At 70.5% G+C, this 18,479-nt stretch carries 18 protein-coding genes and 2 pseudogenes; 12 read left to right on the top strand and 8 right to left on the bottom strand.

All coding sequences use genetic code 11. From position 1 onward, the window contains the following. Positions 1–248: 248 nt before the first annotated feature. From EMA17_RS41145 to EMA17_RS41130, 4 genes and pseudogenes are all read left to right on the top strand, one after another. Positions 249–1,154 carry an alpha/beta hydrolase family protein gene (locus EMA17_RS41145; RefSeq protein ID WP_126642350.1) on the top strand — a complete coding sequence of 302 codons (906 nt, stop codon included), beginning with the start codon at positions 249–251 and terminating at the stop codon, positions 1,152–1,154. Positions 1,155–1,286: 132 nt separating this feature from the next. Then, positions 1,287–2,258, top strand: a complete 972-nt coding sequence (locus tag EMA17_RS41140) for an alpha/beta hydrolase family protein (protein WP_246127229.1) — start codon at positions 1,287–1,289, stop codon at positions 2,256–2,258. A gap of 111 nt (positions 2,259–2,369) precedes the next feature. Further along, positions 2,370–2,756: a DUF2255 family protein gene (locus EMA17_RS41135; RefSeq protein ID WP_126642349.1), complete on the top strand. Its 387-nt coding sequence runs from the start codon at positions 2,370–2,372 to the stop codon at positions 2,754–2,756. Positions 2,757–2,918: 162 nt separating this feature from the next. Further along, positions 2,919–3,154, top strand: a pseudogene (locus EMA17_RS41130) (transposase family protein); the annotation flags it as partial. Between the two features lie 3 nt (positions 3,155–3,157). Here EMA17_RS41130 and EMA17_RS54780 read toward each other — a convergent pair. Then, positions 3,158–4,075 (bottom strand): sulfurtransferase, encoded by a 918-nt coding sequence (locus EMA17_RS54780; protein WP_246127237.1) that lies wholly within the window; start codon positions 4,073–4,075, stop codon positions 3,158–3,160. Between the two features lie 264 nt (positions 4,076–4,339). Beyond that, positions 4,340–4,890 (bottom strand): annotated as a pseudogene (locus EMA17_RS41115) (TetR/AcrR family transcriptional regulator); the annotation flags it as partial. Between the two features lie 82 nt (positions 4,891–4,972). On the opposite strand from EMA17_RS41115, the gene EMA17_RS41110 reads away from it, so the two are divergent. Next, on the top strand, positions 4,973–5,893 hold the full coding sequence (locus EMA17_RS41110; RefSeq protein WP_126642419.1) for an NADP-dependent oxidoreductase: 921 nt from the start codon (positions 4,973–4,975) through the stop codon (positions 5,891–5,893). A 433-nt stretch (positions 5,894–6,326) separates the two neighbouring features. Here the strand turns inward: EMA17_RS41110 and EMA17_RS52765 are convergent, their stop codons facing one another. Together EMA17_RS52765 and EMA17_RS41100 are read right to left on the bottom strand one after the other, a co-directional pair. Further along, positions 6,327–6,638: a hypothetical protein gene (locus EMA17_RS52765; RefSeq protein ID WP_170222339.1), complete on the bottom strand. Its 312-nt coding sequence runs from the start codon at positions 6,636–6,638 to the stop codon at positions 6,327–6,329. Between the two features lie 218 nt (positions 6,639–6,856). After that, positions 6,857–7,210, bottom strand: coding sequence for a hypothetical protein (locus EMA17_RS41100; RefSeq protein WP_126642348.1), 354 nt, complete (start codon positions 7,208–7,210; stop codon positions 6,857–6,859). Positions 7,211–7,644: 434 nt separating this feature from the next. On the opposite strand from EMA17_RS41100, the gene EMA17_RS52220 reads away from it, so the two are divergent. After that, positions 7,645–7,815, top strand: coding sequence for a hypothetical protein (locus tag EMA17_RS52220; RefSeq protein WP_160161745.1), 171 nt, complete (start codon positions 7,645–7,647; stop codon positions 7,813–7,815). 87 nt (positions 7,816–7,902) lie between these two features. Here EMA17_RS52220 and EMA17_RS41095 read toward each other — a convergent pair whose 3' ends face one another. Both EMA17_RS41095 and EMA17_RS41090 read right to left on the bottom strand, forming a co-directional pair. Beyond that, positions 7,903–8,556 carry a response regulator gene (locus EMA17_RS41095; protein WP_126642347.1) on the bottom strand — a complete coding sequence of 218 codons (654 nt, stop codon included), beginning with the start codon at positions 8,554–8,556 and terminating at the stop codon, positions 7,903–7,905. Next, positions 8,553–9,506: a HAMP domain-containing sensor histidine kinase gene (locus EMA17_RS41090; protein WP_126642346.1), complete on the bottom strand. Its 954-nt coding sequence runs from the start codon at positions 9,504–9,506 to the stop codon at positions 8,553–8,555. Before EMA17_RS41090 ends, EMA17_RS41095 begins: the two co-directional genes overlap by 4 nt. Before the next feature lie 337 nt (positions 9,507–9,843). Here EMA17_RS41090 and EMA17_RS41085 point away from each other — a divergent pair, with 337 nt between their 5' ends. The 3 genes from EMA17_RS41085 (at position 9,844) to EMA17_RS41075 (ending at position 12,785) form a co-directional block, all read left to right on the top strand. Further along, on the top strand, positions 9,844–10,314 hold the full coding sequence (locus EMA17_RS41085) for a cation:proton antiporter regulatory subunit (protein WP_126642345.1): 471 nt from the start codon (positions 9,844–9,846) through the stop codon (positions 10,312–10,314). Positions 10,315–10,318: 4 nt separating this feature from the next. Continuing rightward, complete coding sequence (locus EMA17_RS41080; RefSeq protein ID WP_126642344.1) at positions 10,319–11,536, top strand: cation:proton antiporter; 1,218 nt, start codon at positions 10,319–10,321, stop codon at positions 11,534–11,536. A 139-nt stretch (positions 11,537–11,675) separates the two neighbouring features. After that, positions 11,676–12,785 carry an acyltransferase family protein gene (locus EMA17_RS41075; protein WP_126642343.1) on the top strand — a complete coding sequence of 370 codons (1,110 nt, stop codon included), beginning with the start codon at positions 11,676–11,678 and terminating at the stop codon, positions 12,783–12,785. A 375-nt stretch (positions 12,786–13,160) separates the two neighbouring features. Here EMA17_RS41075 and EMA17_RS41070 read toward each other — a convergent pair whose 3' ends face one another. Then, the gene (locus EMA17_RS41070) at positions 13,161–13,697 is read right to left on the bottom strand and encodes a hypothetical protein (RefSeq protein WP_126642342.1); all 537 of its coding nucleotides are present in this window, start codon (positions 13,695–13,697) and stop codon (positions 13,161–13,163) included. Positions 13,698–14,280: 583 nt separating this feature from the next. Here EMA17_RS41070 and EMA17_RS41065 point away from each other — a divergent pair. Further along, positions 14,281–14,775, top strand: coding sequence for an NUDIX hydrolase (locus tag EMA17_RS41065; protein WP_126642341.1), 495 nt, complete (start codon positions 14,281–14,283; stop codon positions 14,773–14,775). A 310-nt stretch (positions 14,776–15,085) separates the two neighbouring features. Further along, entirely contained in the window at positions 15,086–16,225 is a 1,140-nt protein-coding gene (locus tag EMA17_RS41060) for an NUDIX hydrolase (protein ID WP_126642340.1), read from the top strand. An 811-nt stretch (positions 16,226–17,036) separates the two neighbouring features. On the opposite strand, the gene EMA17_RS41055 is transcribed toward EMA17_RS41060, so the two are convergent. Beyond that, positions 17,037–17,855 carry a hypothetical protein gene (locus tag EMA17_RS41055; RefSeq protein ID WP_126642339.1) on the bottom strand — a complete coding sequence of 273 codons (819 nt, stop codon included), beginning with the start codon at positions 17,853–17,855 and terminating at the stop codon, positions 17,037–17,039. A 257-nt stretch (positions 17,856–18,112) separates the two neighbouring features. Here EMA17_RS41055 and EMA17_RS41050 point away from each other — a divergent pair, with 257 nt between their 5' ends. Continuing rightward, on the top strand, positions 18,113–18,445 hold the full coding sequence (locus EMA17_RS41050) for a hypothetical protein (RefSeq protein WP_126642338.1): 333 nt from the start codon (positions 18,113–18,115) through the stop codon (positions 18,443–18,445). Positions 18,446–18,479: the final 34 nt, after the last annotated feature.

Here is an 18,479-nt window from a genome sequence, read left to right as displayed (position 1 = left end):
ACGGTGCCCAAACCCACTCGAGCGCGGCCGGCGATGGCACGAATGGGCGCGTTCACGCCTTGCTCGACGAAGACCCGGGCCGCTGCCGTCAAGCGTGCCTGGCGGGTGCGCCGGGCTCCGGCCGCCCGGGCGCCTCCTTCTCGCGGCACGGCCCCTCCTTGATTAGCGGAACACGGTTCCGTTAAAGTAAACGGAACGTCGTTCCGCGAAGTATGCGGCACGTGCCCTCCACGAGGAAACGAGCACCCATGCCTATTTCCGCACAGCAGCCGACGATCGCGATCAAGCCGATCGTCGTTCCCGCCGATGGTCGAGACTTCGAGTTGCAGGTGAAGGTGACCGCCCCCGTGCGGGGCGCCGATCTGCCCGTCATCGTGTTCTCCCACGGCAACGCGTGGTCGATGGACGGCTATGAGCCGTTGGTCGACCGCTGGGCCGCCGCGGGCTTCGTCGTCGTCCAGCCCACGCATCTCGATTCCCGCCGGTTCGGCATCGGGTTCGACGACCCGCGCTTCGGTGCCATCTGGCGGGTTCGGATCGCCGACCTCCATGGTGTGCTCGACCACCTCGGCCACGTCATGGAGCAGGCCGGCCTCGCCGACCGGGTCGACCGGTCACGAATCGCGCTGGTGGGGCACTCCTGGGGCGCCCAGACCGTGGGCGCGCTCCTGGGTGCCCGTGTCCTCGACGACGCCGGCAACCCCGGTGAGGACTTCTCCCGCGACGGCATCAAGGCCGGCGTCCTGATCGCCGCGACCGGAACGGGGGACTCCCTGACCCCGTTCGCCGTCGAGCACCTGTCCTTCATGAGGCCGGACTACGGCACCATGACCACTCCCGCGCTCGTCATCGCCGGCGAGAAGGACCAATCCAGGATGTCCACCCGAGGCCCGGACTGGTTCTTCGACGCCTACCGCCTGAGCCCCGCGCCGAAGCGACTGATGATCGTGGCGAACGGCGAGCACACCCTGGGTGGCATCGCCGGGGAAGCCGTGACCGAGACCACCGACACCGACCCCGCCCGCGTGACCCTCGTGGCCGACGCGGTCGGCGCCTACCTGTTCGACGCTCTCGACATCCGCACCGACGCCTGGTCCGAGTTCCGCGTTGCGGTGGAGACCGAGCGGAGTGCATCCCTGCGGCGCAAGGACTGACGCCCGCGATCCCTGCTCCCGACCCCCGCCCCGGGTCGCACAGACCGGGGACGGTCGGTCGCGGGGCCTCGGTACCCGCCGAGGCACCCCGGAGCGCACTACCGGTGGCCCCTGGGCCGGATCGGAGACCTCATGACCGAACACATCACCATCCCCACTCGGGCAGGCGAGCCACTGTCCGGACCGCTCGTCTCGGTGGCGCCCATCGCGTTGCCGTCCCAAAACCGGCCGGCCGAGCTTCAGTTGCGGGTGACGGCGCCGATGACGGACCGCAGGTTGCCCGTGGTCGTCCTCTCCCATGGGCACGGTCCTTCCCAGTACGTCTCGTCGCTGTACGGGTACGCCTCGCTCGCGAACCACCTGGCGGCCAGTGGCTTCGTGGTCCTTCAGCCCACCCACGCGGACTCACTGACCCTCGGGCTGCGCGGTGCCGACTCCCCCGAAGCGCCGCTCTACTGGCGCTCACGCGCCCACGACGTGTCACGCGTGCTGGACCATCTGGGAGTCCTGGCCGAGTTCGTGCCCCAGGTCGCCGGACGCCTCGACGTCGACAACGTGGCCGTCGTCGGGCATTCGATGGGCGGTCACACGGCGGGGATGGTGCTGGGCGCCCGCCCGCGTGACCCGGCCACCGGGGAGCCGGTGAACGCCCGCGACGAGCGGATCAAAGCCGGCGTGATGATGGCCGCCCCGGGTCGCGGTGGCGACGCCCTCGATCCGAACGCGGCGCGTCGCTACCCGGTCCTCGCCGACACCGACTTCACCGCTATGACCGCACCCACGCTGGTCGTCGCAGGCGACCGGGACCATGCCCGGCACCTCAACGTCATCGGCGCCGCCTGGCAGGCGGACGCGTACCACCTGGCACCCGGCCCGAAGTTCCTGCTCGACGTGCACGGCGGCGAACACAGCCTCGGAGGAATCTCCGGATACGACGTCGCCGAGACCACCGACGAGAGCCTCCCCCGAGCGGCCATGGTGATGCGCCTGACCGCCGCATTCCTGCGCACCCAACTCGGACTCGACCCCCACGCCTGGACCGAGGCGACGACACGGCTGGCTCGCGAGTCAGCCCACCTGGCAACGGTGCGCGAGAAGAGATGATGCGGCACGTGGGCTCCTGATCCCTCCCGCCCCGGCCCGTGACCGTTACAGCCGCCATGCCGACCACGGGACGGCGTCGACGACCGTCCACCTCACCGACCGAGGACCGCCATGACCCGCTGGACCCACGACCGGTTCCACCACATCGCTCGCGGCAACGATTTCCGCATCGCCCCCGACCGCGACGCCAACCTGACCCCGGGACGGTTGATCCGGATCTGGGCAGTGACGATCGAGGAGGACATCTACGCTCGCTCCGCCAACCCCAACTCGCGATGTTTCGCCTCCGCGGTGACCCACCGGCGCGGCTCCGTGTCCATCGACGGCAATGCGCTGCCTGCGGAGTTCACCCTGGTCACCCGGGACGCAGTCAAGGACCACGTCGACGACGCCTACCGCAACAAGTACGCCGACGACCCCCACCTGTCCGAAGACCTGCTCAAGAGCTCACGCAACCAGATCGCCCGGGTTCGACCGCTCAAGTCTCCATCCACGTAGCGGTTGGCCGCGGCCGTCGCGGGCCGGCTGCTCGGGGTCGGCGCCAAAAGCGCATGTCCACTCGACCCGGCTTGCCGCGTCGTCGCGGACCTGGGCGTGTGTTCCGGAAGCTTCGCCCATGTGCCGTCCGCCTCCCAACGGGCGAACCGCTCGCGGACCGGCAAAGGCCGGCCGTGGGCGGTGCCGTTGGAGGACCGGGTGTTGCCGATCTCCACATACCGGCGTGCGAATCTGACACTGCGGCAGCTCGCCCCGCTGTTCGGCATATCGAAGTCCGCCGCGCCGCCGACCGCGTCGTCAACCACCACGGCCCGCTGCTCGTGCTCCAACCGTGTAAGCGGTTCCGCATGGACACCGTCCCGATCATCGACGGCCACCTCGTGCCCACCCGCGACCACGACTCAAACGGTCGGGTGGCGGGGAGCGGTGGGGTTGTTCGGGTTGCTCAGCCACTCCATCAGGCCGCCGTCGTAGACGCTCACCGTTGTGTGTCCGGCGTCCACCAGGCACAGCGCGACCAGCGGGGCGTTGAGCCCGGAGTTGCAGTACACGATTGCCGGGCGTTCGGCGGGGATGTGCTCCAAGAGCCGCCGGCGGTCGGGGCGGGGGCGGAGGGTGGGGGAGCCGGGCCAGTTGATCGAGGGGTAGGGAAGGGCCTCCGTACCGGGTTGGCCCAAGGAGGGGAACGGTGCGTCGAGGCTGCCGGGCAGGCTGGTGGACATGACCTGGGCGGCGCCGGGGGGAAGGACGGACACGTCGTCGGGAAGTTCGGGGACTGCGTTGACCAGGGTCGCGCCGCCCGGGTTGGTGATGGCGTCGAGGACTTGGGCGCGGTCGGCCCACATGTCCGTCCTGGGACGGGCTGTGAAGACGGCCGGGGCAGGCGTGATCTCGCCGGAGGAGATGGGGCGAAGCTCGGCCGTCCACTTGCGCAGGCCGCCGTCGAGGAGCGCCACCCGTGTGTGCCCGGCGGCCTTGAGGATCCACCAGAGTCGGGCCGCGTTCTGCCCGAACTCGTTGTCGTAGACGACGACGGTCGTCGCGTCGCCGACGCCCAGGCGCCCGAAGACCTCGGCGGCACGCCCGGAGCCGGGGCGGGTGATGCCGAATGGGCTGTCGAGTTCAACCACATCTTGGACCAGGTCGGCGAACACGGCACCAGGGATGTGGGCGCGCCGGTAGGCATCACGCATCGGGCGCAGGTGCGGGGCATCGGGCGCCAGCAGTACCGATGCGTCGAGGATGCGCAGCGCGGGGTCGTCCAGATGGGTGGCGAGCCAGTCGGTGGTGACCAGCGCGCTCGGGATCTCGATAGCCATGGAGGTAAATGACCACAGACGGACGATCCGAGCAAGATTTCTTGCCGAAACAGCAAAGTGCGGCCGGCGGGCGGGTACTCGGAGCACCGATCCACCACGCCGCTTGTGCGTGCGGCGGCGTTGGCCTGGTGTCAGGGCCATGGCTGAGATCGAATCCTTTCCGTGCATGTTCCCGAACACGACCTGGAGGACCTGCGGGAGCGTCTCGACCGCGTCCGGTAGTGACCCGCAGGGTTGTTGACATGACAACTGGCGCACGGTTCCGGCCGCGCGTACTTCGGTGAGTGCCTGCCGTGCCGGCGGGCAGAAGTCCTCGTCGTTGGCGGTGTCGATCCACCGGTCATAGGCGATCTCCCAGACGAGCGTGCCCAGTTTCGCGGCCACGCGCGCGGTTGGGTCGGGGACTCCGCGGTGGTTGAGGGCCTCGATCATCGAGGCGGTGAGGTCGATTCTTTTCAGGGCTGCGCGTTCGCGCAGTTCCGTATGGGCGTTCGGCACGGCCTGGCGTCGGCCGCTGAACTCGCGGCGGTCGGCGGTGAAGAACGTTCGGCCGAGCGCGTCGAGAGCGTTCGCCACCGAGTCGAGCGGCCGGCTGCGGGCGGCGCCGAGGCGATGCCTTCGACGAGCAGATCGGTCATCGTGCCCGTGCCGAAGGGCACTTCGCGCTTGTCCGGGAAGTGCCGGAAGAACGTGCTCTTGGTGGGTCCTGCGTGCTCCGCGACCTCGATCACGGTCGTGTTCTCGTAGCCGTGCTCCTCGAAGAGGTCGAGGGCGGCGGCGAGTCGTCCCGGTGCGTCGGGTTGCCGGCGGGCCATGGGAGCAGTGCACGGGACTTCGTCCCATCACTGGTGTACGGTTATGAGACCAAGTCCCATCACTGGCCGGGAGAGGTCACCGATGAGTAAAGCTGTCCGGTACCGGCGATTCGGCGGTCCCGAAGTGCTCGAACTGCAGGAGATACCCGAGCCGCACGCCGCACCGTTCGAGATTCGCGTGCGGGTCACGGCTGCCGGGTTGAATCCGATGGATTGGCAGATCAGCACGCAGCCCGACATGGCGGCGCGGTTCGGCATCACCTTGCCCGCCGGGTTCGGCAGCGATTTCGCGGGGGTGGTGGACGAGGTGGGCGCCGAAGCCACGGGATTCGCGATCGGCGACCGGGTGTACGGGGCCGCGATCGGCCGGTCCGTCGCCGATTTCGTGCTGGTCAAGACGCCCGCAGCCCACCTGTGGCGCACCCCGGAGAGCGTCGACGACGAGGTGGTGGGCACGCTTCCGGTGTCCGCTCTGACGGCCTCCGCCGCGCTCGCCGCGATCGGGCTTCGCGGCGGGGACACCGTCCTGATCGGTGGGGCCGCGGGTGGCGTGGGCATCTTCGCCGTGCAGTTGGCGAAGCTTGCGGGTGCCCGGGTGCTCGGCACGGCTTCCGAGGGCACGTTCGGCTTCCTGCGCGGGCTCGGCGCCGAACCCGTGGCGTACGGCCCCGGTTTGGCGGACCGGGTGCGGGACCTGGCGCCCGAGGGGATTACCGCCGCGACCGACCTGTTCGGAAGGGAGGCGGCCGAGACCGCGCTCGAACTCGGCGCGGCACCCGAGCGGATCTCCGTCGTAGCCGACGGACCCGCCCCGCCGCCCGGTGTGCGCAAGGTCGGCGCCCTCGATGCGGGTCCGGGCGCCATGGAACGGATCGCCGACGCGATCCATGCCGGCGAGATCACGGTTCCGATCGCGGCGACCTTCCCGGTCGAGCGGATTCGCGAAGCGGTGACGACGCAGGCCGAGAGGCATGTTCACGGAAAAATCGTGATCACACTGTGAGCCGGCACAAGGCGGACCCGTAGGTCTTCGCGCTGGACCAGGTCGCCCGGGCCCACGCCTGCGGCGAGACCGACCATACCTGCGGCATCTGTCCCACCGCTCGTCGCCGGCCCACGACCGGCCGGCCCGGACCAAGCCATGCCGCCCGGCCCCGAATGTCCGGCAACCACCGGGGCGCAACCGTGCCCCGGCGACGCAAAGGCCCGTCACCCTGAACCGCCAACGGGGCGGCGGGCCCGGCCGGGACACTCCCAACCACGAGACATAGTGCGCGGACAACGCCCTCCCGCCGCGTTGGGCCCGCTCGTCGAAGGGATCCACCGGATCCCGGAAATCACTTCGGACGGCCTTCGGTCGAGACTCCGCGGCACGCCCGCCCGGCGTCGAGGCGATTCTCGTTCGGGCCTCCATCGAACAGCGGACGCCTGGCCGGCTACGCGCCTGCGCCAACGACGAGGGCCGGTTGTTCCTGCTCGACCGCAACCGCACCAACCGTGTCCGCTGGTATCCGATGGTTGTCCGCGGCAACCGCGAGAAGCACACGCACCCGCTGACGCCTTCCCAGCCGCCGTACGCGACCGGCGTTCGGCGACCGGACACACGCCTCGGGGGCCGCGATCGACCGCCGGACCAGGGGCAGGGCCGCCGCGGCCGCGGTTCCGAAGGGAGCCAGGGATTTCAGTGCCGCCGCGGTGATGTCCCAGTGCCCTTCGCGTACGGTGATCTCCAGCGTGTCGGCGATCACGGGCACCGCGTCGGGATGCCCGAGCCCGGACAGAGCGTTCAGGAGCGCATGCGCGGTGTCCGAACGGCGCGGTCGTGAGATCGGCCTCGCGCAGATACCGACCCACCCGGGGCACCAACTCCCTTGACGCCGTAGGTAGTTGGGCCGCTGCGGGGAATGCCCGCCAGGTGTGGGTCCCGCCGCGCAACGCCACGGGCAGACACGGCAGTGCCCGCAGGTCACCGTGCCGGGCCGGCGCGCACACCGCCGCCTGATGGGCCCGTCGCACCTGCCTCGCGGGCGGGTTCGGCGATGGCACGACAGGCGTCCGGGACGGTGACCGTTTCGGCGGCCAGTTCCGCATCGTCCGTGTCGAGTTGATCCGCGACCAGGGCCACGAGGACGGCGTGGTCGCCGCGCCACGTCTTCATCAGGTCGAAGCTCACGCGCACCGCGTCCAGCCGCGTACCCGGGTCCGGGCTGCGCAACTGCGCCGCGAGCGTTTCCGTACGCCAGGCGACGCGTTGGCCGAGCGCGTCGTGGAGGGTGCGCGGCGTGCGGGTGGTGAGGGGGCGAGGGCTCTTCGTCGTCACCGTCGGCAGGCAGCGGTCCCGGGGCGGGTGTGGTCCCGGCGGTGGCCCGTCACGGTGGGTGGCCCGGTCTCCGCTGTTGGGCGATCTCCCGGATCGGCATCGTCGTCCGCAACGGCGGGCTGCGGGATGGCGTTGCGTGCGCCCATCTCGTAGGTGTGTGCGCCGCGGCACTGGGGGCACCTCGGTGGGGTCTCGGCCACGTCGTTCATCGGTCTTTCCTTGCGTTGTTCGTTTCCGTGCGTTCTCTTGCTGCCGGTCCGGTGTGCGTGAGATGCGTTCGATGATCGTTCCCGAGGCGTTGGCGCCGTTGGCGCACATGGTCGCCGGCGCGGTGCTGCGCACTCTGCACGAAGGCATGCCCGCCGGCACCTGAGCTCCACCGGGACGGCGCGGCCCGCCTCGGGCGAACCGGATCCCCCGACAGGACATGCCCGATGAGCGACGTACTCGACCTGCCGTTCGTGGACGAGGCCCACGAGGGCGAACTCGACCCGAACGACGCACCATTGGTGACGACGGTGCGGGTGTCCGCCCGGGCCGGCATGGTCGCCGGGGCATCGTCACGGTGTCATCCAACCAGGCCCACGCGACTCACAACGGCATGACCGGGCCGACCTCTTCGCGACGGGGCAGTCACACGCGTGGGGCGGTGGTGAGCGGAGTCGGTCTCGGCGGTTGCGCCTCGCGGACGGTCAGGGTTCGATCAGTCCCGCGCGGATCGCGTACCGGGTCAGTTCGAGGCGATCACGAAGGCCGAGTTTCTGCAGCATGTTCGCGCGGTGGCGTTCGACCGTCTTGGCGCTGATCACCAGGAGGTCGGCGATCTCCTTCGAGGTGTGGCCCTCGGCGACGAGCTTCAGGACCTCTTCCTCCCGGTTCGTGATCAGTCGGGCGGGCAGGCGCCCGCCCTGCCGGGCGCGCTCCAGGTAGTCGCGGACCAGCGCGGTGACGGCACCCGGGTAGATGAACGACTCCCCTCGCATGGCCGCGTGGCACGCCTCGACGAGGTCGCGGTCGGCGACGGACTTGAGCACGTAGCCGCTCGCACCGACTCGGAGTGCCTCGAAGAAGTACTGCTCGTTGTCGTACATCGTCAGCAGCAGGATCCGCAGATCCGGCTGCCTGCGGGCGAGTTCGCGGGCCGCCTGCAACCCCGTCATCCGCGGCATGGCGATGTCGAGGATGGCCAGGTCGACGTCGCGTGTGCGGAGCCGGGCCACCGCTTCCGCTCCGTTGTCGACTTCGGCCACTACGGCGAGGTCGGGTTCGCCGTCGAGGATGAGCCTGACGCCCCGGCGCACCAGTGCGTGGTCGTCGGCCAGAAGGATGCGGGTGGGGTCGGTCACGGCGTACCCTCCACGACGTCGGAGGGTGCGTCCAGGCGGATCTCCGTGCCGCCTGCGGGTCCGGTTCGCACGCTGAGTTCCGCGCCGATCAGCAGGGCGCGTTCGCGCATGCCGGCGATGCCCGCGCCCTCCGGTGCGCCTTCGATTCCCTTGCCGTTGTCGCGGATCACCAGTTCGACCCCGGTGTCCGACGCCTGCAGGTGCACGTCCGCACGGTCGGCGACGGCATGGCGGGCGACGTTGGTCAGGCTCTCCTGGGCGACGCGGTAGACCACGAGTTCGGTCTCCGGATCCAGCACGGGCAGGTCCGGTCCGAGGTGGTGGCGGACCCTCAGCCGCGGTGTGTCGATCTCGGCGGCCAAGGCGCGCAGGGCGCTCGCCAGGCCGAGGTCCTCCAGTACGCCTGGGCGTAGGCGGCGCGCGATGCGCCGGATCTCGTCGAGACCGGCGCGGGTGGTCTCCTGGGCCAGGTGCAGGTCCTCGCGCAGCGGCGCGGGAGCGTGGTCGGCGGTGTGTTTGAGTTGCAGGAGCACACCTGTGAGGGTTTGGCCCACTTCGTCGTGGAGTTCCTGGGCGATGCGTCGACGTTCGGCTTCCTGGGCGCAGAGAATGCGTGCGCTGCTGGTGGCGCGCTCGTTTTCCAAGCGGTCGAGCATGGTGTTGAAGGTGGTGATCAGGTCGGCGATCTCGCCGGGGCCGGTGACGCGCGAGCGGGTGCCCGGGTGCAGCAGGTCGGCGGTGGTCATGGCACGGGACAGGCGTTGCAGGGGCGACAGGGCGATCCTCAGGATCGCGGCGTTGGCGAGCAGCATCGCGGCGAGTCCGGCGGCGATGACCAGTGCCTGGCCGAGGTGGACCGGGGTGGAAACGGTCACCGGACCGAGCAGCAGGGTCGCGGCGAGGATCAGCACGGCGCCGTTCAGCAGAAAGATGCGCCAGAACAGCGACACGAGTGTCCACCCCCGGTTCCGCCGCGTCCCTCGTTGTCGTAGGAAGCGTGCTCTTGGCCCTGTGACCTGCGGAAGGTCCGAGATCCCCGGAGCAGTCTGATCGAACACGGCGGCGTTCGTCCATCCGTGACGACACCCATATCGCCGCATGCATCGCAGGTGGCACTATGTCGGACCGGCGAGACGCACCGCTGCCGGTATGGCTCGTCGCGTCGATTCGTACAACGACCCCGCGCCGCCCCGGCGTTTCGGTCGCCCGCACCGCGCCCACGACGCCCATTGACGCCTGCGGCGCCCGACATCTTCTGCAAGGGAGTTACCCGTGCCCGTCCCGCGGATGAGTTCGACTCCGCTGCCCGGCATCGGCGTCCGCTACGACCTGACCACGCGCGAGCGGCGCCGTCTGTCGGTGGTCGCCCACCGGGACGGGAGTCGGACGGTCAACGTATACCGCTCCGACGACCCGGACGCCTGCGCGCAGTCCGTGCGATTGAGCGGCGCGGAGAGCGCGTCGCTGATCGACGCGCTGATGCCCGCGCATCACAGCCCCACCATCCTGCACACCACCGATCTGGGGTTGGTCGCCGAACGGGTCGAACTGTCCGCGCACAGTCATTGGAACGGGCGCCCGCTGGGGGACACCCGGATGCGCACCGCCACCGGTGTGTCGATCGTGGCGGTGCTGCGCCGGGCCGGGGCGATTCCCGCCCCGGCGCCGGACTTTCGTCTCGCCGGTGGCGACACCCTGATCGTGATCGGTACCCGCGAGGGCGTCGAGGCGGCCGCAGTGATCCTGGGCCGGGAGTGAGTGCGTGGATTCCGCGGTCTTCCTGATCGAGTTCGGCGCCATCATCCTGGTGCTCGGTGTGTTGGGCAGAATCGCCGGGCGGTTGCGGTTCTCCCCCATACCGCTGTATCTGCTCGCCGGTCTCGCGTTCGGCAGGGGCGGGCTGTTGCCGCTGGGTGCCAGCGAGGAGTTCGTCGCCATCGGCGCCGAGATCGGCGTCATCCTGCTCCTGTTGATGCTCGGCCTGGAGTACACGGCGACCGACCTGGTGACCAACCTCAAGACGCAATACCCTTCCGGGCTGGTCGACTTCGTGTTGAACGCGCTGCCGGGGGCCGCGGCCGCACTGCTCCTCGGTTGGGGCCCGGTCGCCGCCGTCGTGTTGGCCGGGGTGACCTGGATCTCCTCGTCCGGGGTGATCGCCAAGGTGTTGGGTGACCAGGGATGGGTCGGCAACCGGGAGACTCCGGTGATCCTGAGCATCCTGGTGCTGGAAGACCTCGCGATGGCGGTCTACCTGCCCATCGTGACCGCGCTGGTCGCCGGAGTCGGTCTGGTCACCGGCGGGCTGACCCTGGCGGTCGCGCTGGGCGCGGCGGGGCTGGTCCTGTTCGTCGCGGTCCGGTTCGGTCGGCTCATCTCCCGCTTCGTCTCCAGCGACGATCCCGAGAAGCTGCTGCTCGTGGTGCTGGGGCTGACCCTCCTCGTCGCCGGCGTCGCACAGCAGCTCCAAGTGTCTGCGGCCGTCGGGGCGTTCCTGGTGGGCATAGCGCTGTCGGGCGAGGCCGCCGAGGGTGCGCACACCTTGCTCAGTCCGCTGCGCGACCTGTTCGGCGCCGTCTTCTTCGTCTTCTTCGGCCTGCACACCGACCCGACCGGCATTCCGCCGGTGCTGGCGCCCGCCCTCGCCCTGGCGGTGATCACTGCGGGGACCAAGGTGGCCACCGGATACTGGGCCGCCGGGCGGGCCGGAATCGGTGTCAAGGGTCGATGGCGTGCCGGCGGCGCCTTGGTCGCCCGGGGCGAGTTCTCGATCGTCATCGCGGGCCTGGCCGTCACCGCGGGCACCGAACCACAACTGGGTCCGCTGGCCACCGCCTATGTCCTGATCCTCGTCGTCGCCGGCCCGCTCACCGCGCGCTACAGCGAGGCGATCGGCGCCCGCCTCGCCGCACGCGCCACCGCACGCTCCGTGGAACCGGCGCCGGCCCGGGACGGCGACCCCGATCCGGTGGTCGAGTAGCCCGAGGCCGGGGCGTCCCGACGCCGCGCCCGAATCCACCTCCCACGGCGGCCCACAAGGGGCGCCACACGGTGTCACCGCCGTGCGTTCGCTTCGTCCTGCCGCCGCAACACCGGATCACCCTCGGGAGTCCTCGTCCATGTGTCCCGCCGACCGGCCGAGCACGAACCGCAGGCTCAGCTGGGACGTACTCCGGGCGGCGACCGCACTGCTGGTGATGCTGTACCACAGCACGTTCATGGCCACCCATTTCCATCCGGAACTGGGCACGCCCGCCGTCGAGTTCCCGTACGCCGTCGGGGCGAGCACGCTGTTGATCGTCTCCGGCTACTTCGCCGCCGTGTGCGTACACCGTCGTCCGGCGCTGCGCTGGTGGGTGGGGCGAGTGTGTCGGCTGCTCCCCGCGTTCTGGGTGGCGGTGCTCGTGACGACGTTGCTGATGCGGATCGCTTCCCCCGTCGGGTGGTGGTATCCGTCCTGGTCCGACACCGCCCTGAACATGCTGATGGTGTGGCCGTGGACCCCCGACGCCACCCCGTACGTGGACGCGTCCTACTGGACCCTGCCCGTGCAACTGTCGGCCTTCACCGCCGTGTTGCTCGTGGCCTGCGCCGGCCGTCGCAGGCCGGCGACTCCGGTGTTGTTGTGGGGCGCGCTGGTGACCGAGATGTTGCTCTTGCCCATTCGGCTGCACACTTCCCACGAACCGTTCCGGATGTTCCACGACGGGTTGGGCTGGCATCGCGTCCACCTCTTCGTCGTCGGGGTCGCCATCCATCTCGTGGCGACCCGGCGGGTGCGGCGAGGCCACGGCGTCGCGCTCGTGGTGGTGGGGCTCGCCGCGCACCTGACGCAGACCCGGGAAACGGGCACGACCGTGGGCGTCGCACTGCTCACTGCGGCGGTGTGGGCCGCAGCCGTCGGTCCCGACTGGGACCGCGCGATCCCGGCGGTCCTCCACCCGTTCGTACGCTGGTTCGCCGGAATCGGCTACGGCGTCTACCTCATGCACCAATCGCTCGGCTACGTCGTCATGGGCCGCCTCCACGCCCGAGGTGTCGGACCCTGGGGCCAGGTCCCGGCGCTGATCACCACCGGAGTGCTGCTCGGCTGGCTCCTGACCATCCTGATCGAACGCCCCATCCACCGTCGCCTGATCACCCTGCTCAATCCCCGGCTTCCGACGGGCGGCGCGGTCCCGCGCGTCACCAGCCGTCGGGCCCCGGTGTCGTGCGATCCTCCCGGGTGAGCGGACCAACCGATGACGCCCACCGGCCCGCAGCCGGCGGGCCGATGCGACGGCACAGGCTCGGGGACGGCGTTCAGCTCGTCCTGTCTTTCAAACGGTTCGGATCTGTTCAGCACTCCCGGCGGCACGGGAGAAGCCAGAACCTGCCATCTCACATCGGACAGATCCGTGCCACACACAGCTCGTGGCCCGACCATCACCCGTGTTCTTCGAGGGAGGCGACTACGAAGTCGGCTTCCCTTCGCGCGCTGCTGCCATCGGCCGGGGCCCGGCGGATGTCTCACGTCCCCTCCCAGCGCGCCGGATCCCGGCCGCGCCCCCACTGCCTCCGCCAGCGCAACCGTGAGGGTGGTCTCGTCGGTTGGTGGTGGCGTGTCAGCGGTAGTCGTCGGAGTGGCCCTGCATCCAGGCGTTGATCCGGTCCCGGGTGCTGATCAGTGCGGTCTGGTGCTTTTTCAGGTTCTCGAAGGATCGGTCGCCGCCGAGTTCGGTGTCGAGTGCCTTGATCAGGGCTATCGGTTCGGGGAAGTGGCCTGCGCCCTTCGGATCCGTCTTCATCGCCCGGTCCAGGCGGTGCAGTTCGTCGTGGACCCGTCCCAGGAAGTAGGCGCAGTTGCTCGGTGTGCAGGCTTCTTTCAGGGTTGCCTGGAGCCCGGCGAACGCGTCCCGTACCTTCACCTTCGGTACCGCGGCCGACGGCGCGATCGACGCACCGGCGGACGCCGAAGTACGAGCAGGGATGGGCGAGTCGGTGCCGAGTGTGCGCGAGGGCACGGGCACGCTCGCCGGCGCACTCGCCGCGGCCGCCTCCTGCGATCCGCCGTCCGAGGTGTCGCAGGAGACGCCGAACACGACGGACACCGTCACGGCGAGCACCGCGCCGCGCACCGATGGTGTGAACGACGGGAACATGGAAATCCTCCTGCGATCGTCGAGTTCCACGAACATGGCGTCACGCACAGACACCGTCCGGCTACCGCGATGAAGGTACTTCGAAAGCCCTGCGGGGATCGACCGGCTCGCCCCTGTGACGCCACGGCCGACGGGATGTTCGCCGAGTCGGGTCGGCGCCGTGATGGGCCGGATCGCGGAACGTGGCGGCGCCCGCCGTATCGACGGATGGCCCGCGTGGGCACCACCCCGGCTCCCGGACCGCGTGACTCCGCCTCGGACGCCGATTCCGCCGTTCCGCACGGTGAACCCCGGCGTCGCGCCGGGAGATGGCCAGTCGTTGCCGGCGGATGCGGGTCGGAGGGTAGGGCCGAAAGCACGTTCTGCGGTCACTTGTGATCCACACCGATCGGTCGCCGGATTGTACGAGGGCGGCCGCTTCCGCACGACTTCACTCATGCCTGTCGGTGGCTGTCCCTACACTCCGCGTGATGACTTCGAATCTGCTCTTCCCTGTGTTCCACATCGCACTTCCCAGCCTCGACGGCGTGATCACGACACCCGGGGTCGAGACCGGCGTCTGCCGGCGGTCGGGAGTGTCGCGATGAGCGGGGACGAGGAAGTCTCGGTACCGAACCGGCGTGTCGAATGCGGTACGCGGGGCGTCCTGAACGTTGTGGGCGTCCACCTTTACGCGGAGGACTCCCGCGGGCGGGTCCTGCTCGGACTACGACACCCCGATTCCCCGTACGCGCCCTCGACGCACCACTTCCTGGCCGGACACTGCGAGCAGGAGTCCGCCGTCGCCTGCCTGGTGCGTGAGGCCCGGGAGGAGGCCGGGCTGGTGATCCACCCCGACGACGTCGAGTTCGTCCACGCTCTCCACCTCCCGGGCGCGCCGGGAACGTGCCCGCGCATGCAGATGGTCTTCCGCGCCCGACGGTGGACCGGCACGCCCGAGGTCCTCGAACCCGACAAGTGCCTCGGCTGGGGATGGTGGCACCCCCACGACCTTCCGGACCCGACCGTCGACTACACCCGCGCCGCGATCCGAGCCATCCAAATCGGCCATCTCTACACGGAGTTCGGGTGGACATGACACCGTGCGTCCGTCACCCGCACGGCCACACGAGGACGTCGTCGATACACGCACCCGCTCGACGACGAGGGAGACCGGCGCGCGCCGGCCCGGCCTCAGGGAATCGAGTGCGAGCGATGGGAACGGCTCGGGCCGGCTCCCCACGACCGGACACCCGCAACCCCCGACCGCCGACGGCGCCGAACACGGGCCGCCGCCCGACCCGACACACGGATGCCCACACCCCACTCCGCGAACAGGAAACCGATCCACCTGCCGGCCCGTGCCGACTCGGCATGCCGGACGACAGAGCTACCCACGAAGGGCACCCATGGAACCGGCCGCACACCCCGGAACCGGCAATCCGGTCGACGTGCACGTGCTGCTGTATCGCGGAACCCGGCTGCTGTTCCTGCGCCGCAGCCGAACCTCCCCCTACGCCCCCGGGTTGCTGTGCCTGCCCTCTGGCAAGGTCGAACCCGGCGAGGACGTCGTCACCGCCGCCGTCCGCGAAACCCGTGAGGAGACGGGCGTCGTCCTGCACCCGACCATGCTCCGCTGCGACCTCGTCCTGCAACACCGGCCACCCCGGGGGCCGTTGCGCATCGGCTGGTTCTTCACCGCCGAGGGATGGCCCGGCGCGCGCCACCCCACCGTCCACGACACCGTGTACAACGCCGAACCCCACAAACACGACGAACTCGTCTGGGCCGACCCCGACAACCCACCCCCCGACCTCGTTGCCTACACCCGAGCCGCCCTGCACGCCATCCGCGCCGGCACCCCCTACGCCCTCCACCTCCAACAACCCCATGACACCGTCCACGACAACCGACACACCGAACAACGCCTGACCGCCATCCGCGCTGCCGACCACGGCAACGCACCGCTGCGCCGCGAACTGGGCCTGGAACCCGCCCCGCGCATGGGCCGGCCTTGGGTCTGGCACCCCGGCGAGCCCGTGCCGGAGGCGCTGCCCGTCGCGCAGTCGTCGGGGTGGCTGTTCGCCGACGACGGGCGCGTACTCCTGGTCGCGGACCGGGGCATGCTCGCGCTGCCCGGCGGCGCCCCCGAGGACGGGGACGCCGACGCGTGGGCGACGCTCACCCGCGAGGCGTACGAGGAGGCCGGCGCTGTATCGGGAGCGCACACCTACCTCGGGTACCTCCACGACCACGACGCCCTGATCTACGGCGGCGCCCCCGTCGCCCGCGTCCGCTACGCGGCCCGCCTCGCCCGCCTGGGCCCGGCGCGGCCGGACCCGGCGACCGGACGGGAATGGCGTCGACTCCTGGTCGACCCGGCAACCGCCGTCGACCTCCTGGGCTGGGGCCGCGACGGACTGCGCGAGGCCCACACGGCACAACGCCGCGCACACGAGATCCTCGGCGTACCCGTCGCGGGGGACAGAACCATCGTCGAAGTCCCGCGCGACGGGCTCTCGACGAGGCCGGGACGGGCGCGCGGCTGAACCGGTTTCGGGTCGGCTCGCGGGCTCGATCGGTCTCGACACCACGGCCTGCCGCCGCGCCGCGGCCGGACCAACGGTCACATGACGAGGGCTCCGGCGAGGCTCCCATGGTTTGTCCGGCCGCGTTCGAGTTCACCGGCGACCCAGCCCCGTCGCGCACGACGTCGTCCGCTCCCAGGCGGCGTTGTCCATGCCCCGCCGACGCATGGTTCGACGGTGCGTCGGATCCGGTCCCAGGCGTCGCCCGGAATGCTGTCCCACACGGTGTAGGCCCGCGCGTCGGGGCTGCCGAAGAGCGCACAGGTGACGAGGGTGTCGCCCGCCCGCTGTGTGTCCGGGAAGAATCCCAGGTCCGATGAACCGATGCCCCGCGAGCCGGTCTCGCGTCATACTGCGCGCCCGGCGACAGCCGGGGCGGGGGCGATTCGGACGCCACAGGGACGGCGGTCCGGGCCGCGTGGTGAACGCCCGGACCCACCACGTTGTCGGGTGTCGAGAATCCGTCGACGCCGACCGGCCGACATCGACCGTCCCCGGCCTCGAAGGCTGCCGGCAGGAACCGGCGAGCGTCGCGCTGCGAGCGGCGCGGAGTTGGCCCATCGCGCCGCAGTCGTACTCGGCCGTATCTGCAACGGCACCATCCACGCACCTGCGGCGGCAGGCCGGCGCGTGCGACAGACGCCGCCCCGCAGTCGTCGGATCACCTCGGGCGTGGTCGCGGCCTTCGCCGAGCGCAGCCGTTGCAGTCCCTCGGCGGGAAGGGCGGTGGCGTTGCTGCGGTGGACGATTTTCTCCATGGGTGGCTCGCGCGTCAGGCTCGTCGACTTGGTGCGTCGGTTCCGGCGGCCACGCGTGCGCGTGCGGGCCCGATGGCGGGATGCACGGGCCACCGGCGCTCGGCCGCGGCCAATGCCCGACGCGCGGCGGGCAGGTCCCCGGCGGCGGCAGCGCAGATCGCGACCAGACACTCGGCCTCCGCCCGGGGCACACGACCTGGCCGCGTCCGGGCGCGCCGACGCCACCTGCGCGCCTGGGCGGTGGCGCGGTCCACTCGGCCTTCTCGCAGGTCCAAGGCGAATTCGGCCATGCAGCCCCTGCGCCGATGGGCTCGCGTGGAACCCGTCACGGCCGGGGGCAGCGTGGGCAACACGGCGGCCGGCTCCGCCTGTCCCAGGACCAGCAGCATCGCGGCGTACTCCGTGCTCTGGTGTGCCACCTTGCGCCGTAGCGCGTCGTCGTGGGGGTGCGTTCGCAGCCAATCCTGCGCGGCTTCGACGCCTTCGGTACCTCGGCCTCGTGCGAAGAGCACCATGGTCAGGCACTGCACCTCGAGTGCCCGTCCCACGGGAGTGTCGGGGAACTCCCGCAGATGGGCCTGAGCCCTCTCGACGTCACCGCGGAAGAGCGAGCGCACCAAGCGTCGGGTCCGTACCACCGCGGCCCGATCGACCTTGTCCAGACGCAACGGCAGTCCCGAGCGGACCCGTTGGTGCATCGCCATCCCGTGCAGCGCCACGTAGGTCACGGCGATCGCGGCCACGGCGCCCCACGGCCCACTGAACAGGAGAAAGGGGATGGCGAAAAGGGCCGCCGGTGAAAGCGGCAGGAGCGCCCGAAGCAGTGTGTGCACGCAGCGAGTATGGACCGGCCCCTCGCCGCCCCCGCCGCCGACCCGTGAGGCTCGTGAAGCCGTGGATCTTCTCAGGGCGGGGGGTTCCTCGCGGTACGGGTCGTCGCTGCGGCGGCGGACGACCGACCGCCGCGCCGACCCGCCGCGGGTGGCGGAGGTGGGGCGTCGATGACGCGCGTGAGCGGTGTCGTGCCGAGCGGAACCCTTCACGAACCGGGGAGACTTGCCTCATCGTCTGTGGGCCGCCCGGAACGGTGGTGGCGGAGCCGGAGAGCGAGAGCTTCCTCGAAGTGGTGACGTTGACGTGGCAGGGTGTTGTGGTGCCGGAGTGGTGCGTCGGCTCGGCCCTGAGCCATCCGGGCCCGGCCGACGCCGCCACCCTCACGCCACCCGTCGTCAGTCCGACCGCATGGACGAACCGAGGTGGTGTCCCGGCGGACGCTGGACGCTTGTTCGTCGCCGGAGAATGGGTGTCTTCGGCAGGGATGGTTGTCGAGGAGATGTCGGCAAAAGCGGGCGCGTGCACCCTACTGCGGATGTTCGGCCGCGCCGGCTTCGCCCGTCTACCCAAGCGGGTAGTGCTCCGCTGACCGTCCCGTTGCGGCGGTAGGCTGCCGGGGACGA

The sequence above is a fragment of the Embleya hyalina genome, assembly GCF_003967355.1.
GTDB lineage: Bacteria > Actinomycetota > Actinomycetes > Streptomycetales > Streptomycetaceae > Embleya > Embleya hyalina.
This window is presented reverse-complemented; position numbering and strand designations above follow the sequence as displayed.

Bases quoted from the DNA above. Each gene is read 5' to 3' on its own strand.
- EMA17_RS41060 (WP_126642340.1), top strand. From the start codon at position 15,086: ATGGAACCGGCCGCACACCCCGGAACCGGCAATCCGGTCGACGTGCAC.
- EMA17_RS41135 (WP_126642349.1), top strand. From the start codon at position 2,370: ATGACCCGCTGGACCCACGACCGGTTCCACCACATCGCTCGCGGCAAC.
- EMA17_RS41145 (WP_126642350.1), top strand. From the start codon at position 249: ATGCCTATTTCCGCACAGCAGCCGACGATCGCGATCAAGCCGATCGTC.
- EMA17_RS41110 (WP_126642419.1), top strand. From the start codon at position 4,973: ATGAGTAAAGCTGTCCGGTACCGGCGATTCGGCGGTCCCGAAGTGCTC.
- EMA17_RS54780 (WP_246127237.1), bottom strand. From the start codon at position 4,075: ATGGCTATCGAGATCCCGAGCGCGCTGGTCACCACCGACTGGCTCGCC.
- EMA17_RS52220 (WP_160161745.1), top strand. From the start codon at position 7,645: ATGAGCGACGTACTCGACCTGCCGTTCGTGGACGAGGCCCACGAGGGC.
- EMA17_RS41070 (WP_126642342.1), bottom strand. From the start codon at position 13,697: ATGTTCCCGTCGTTCACACCATCGGTGCGCGGCGCGGTGCTCGCCGTG.
- EMA17_RS41075 (WP_126642343.1), top strand. From the start codon at position 11,676: ATGTGTCCCGCCGACCGGCCGAGCACGAACCGCAGGCTCAGCTGGGAC.
- EMA17_RS41085 (WP_126642345.1), top strand. From the start codon at position 9,844: ATGAGTTCGACTCCGCTGCCCGGCATCGGCGTCCGCTACGACCTGACC.
- EMA17_RS41065 (WP_126642341.1), top strand. From the start codon at position 14,281: ATGAGCGGGGACGAGGAAGTCTCGGTACCGAACCGGCGTGTCGAATGC.
- EMA17_RS41140 (WP_246127229.1), top strand. From the start codon at position 1,287: ATGACCGAACACATCACCATCCCCACTCGGGCAGGCGAGCCACTGTCC.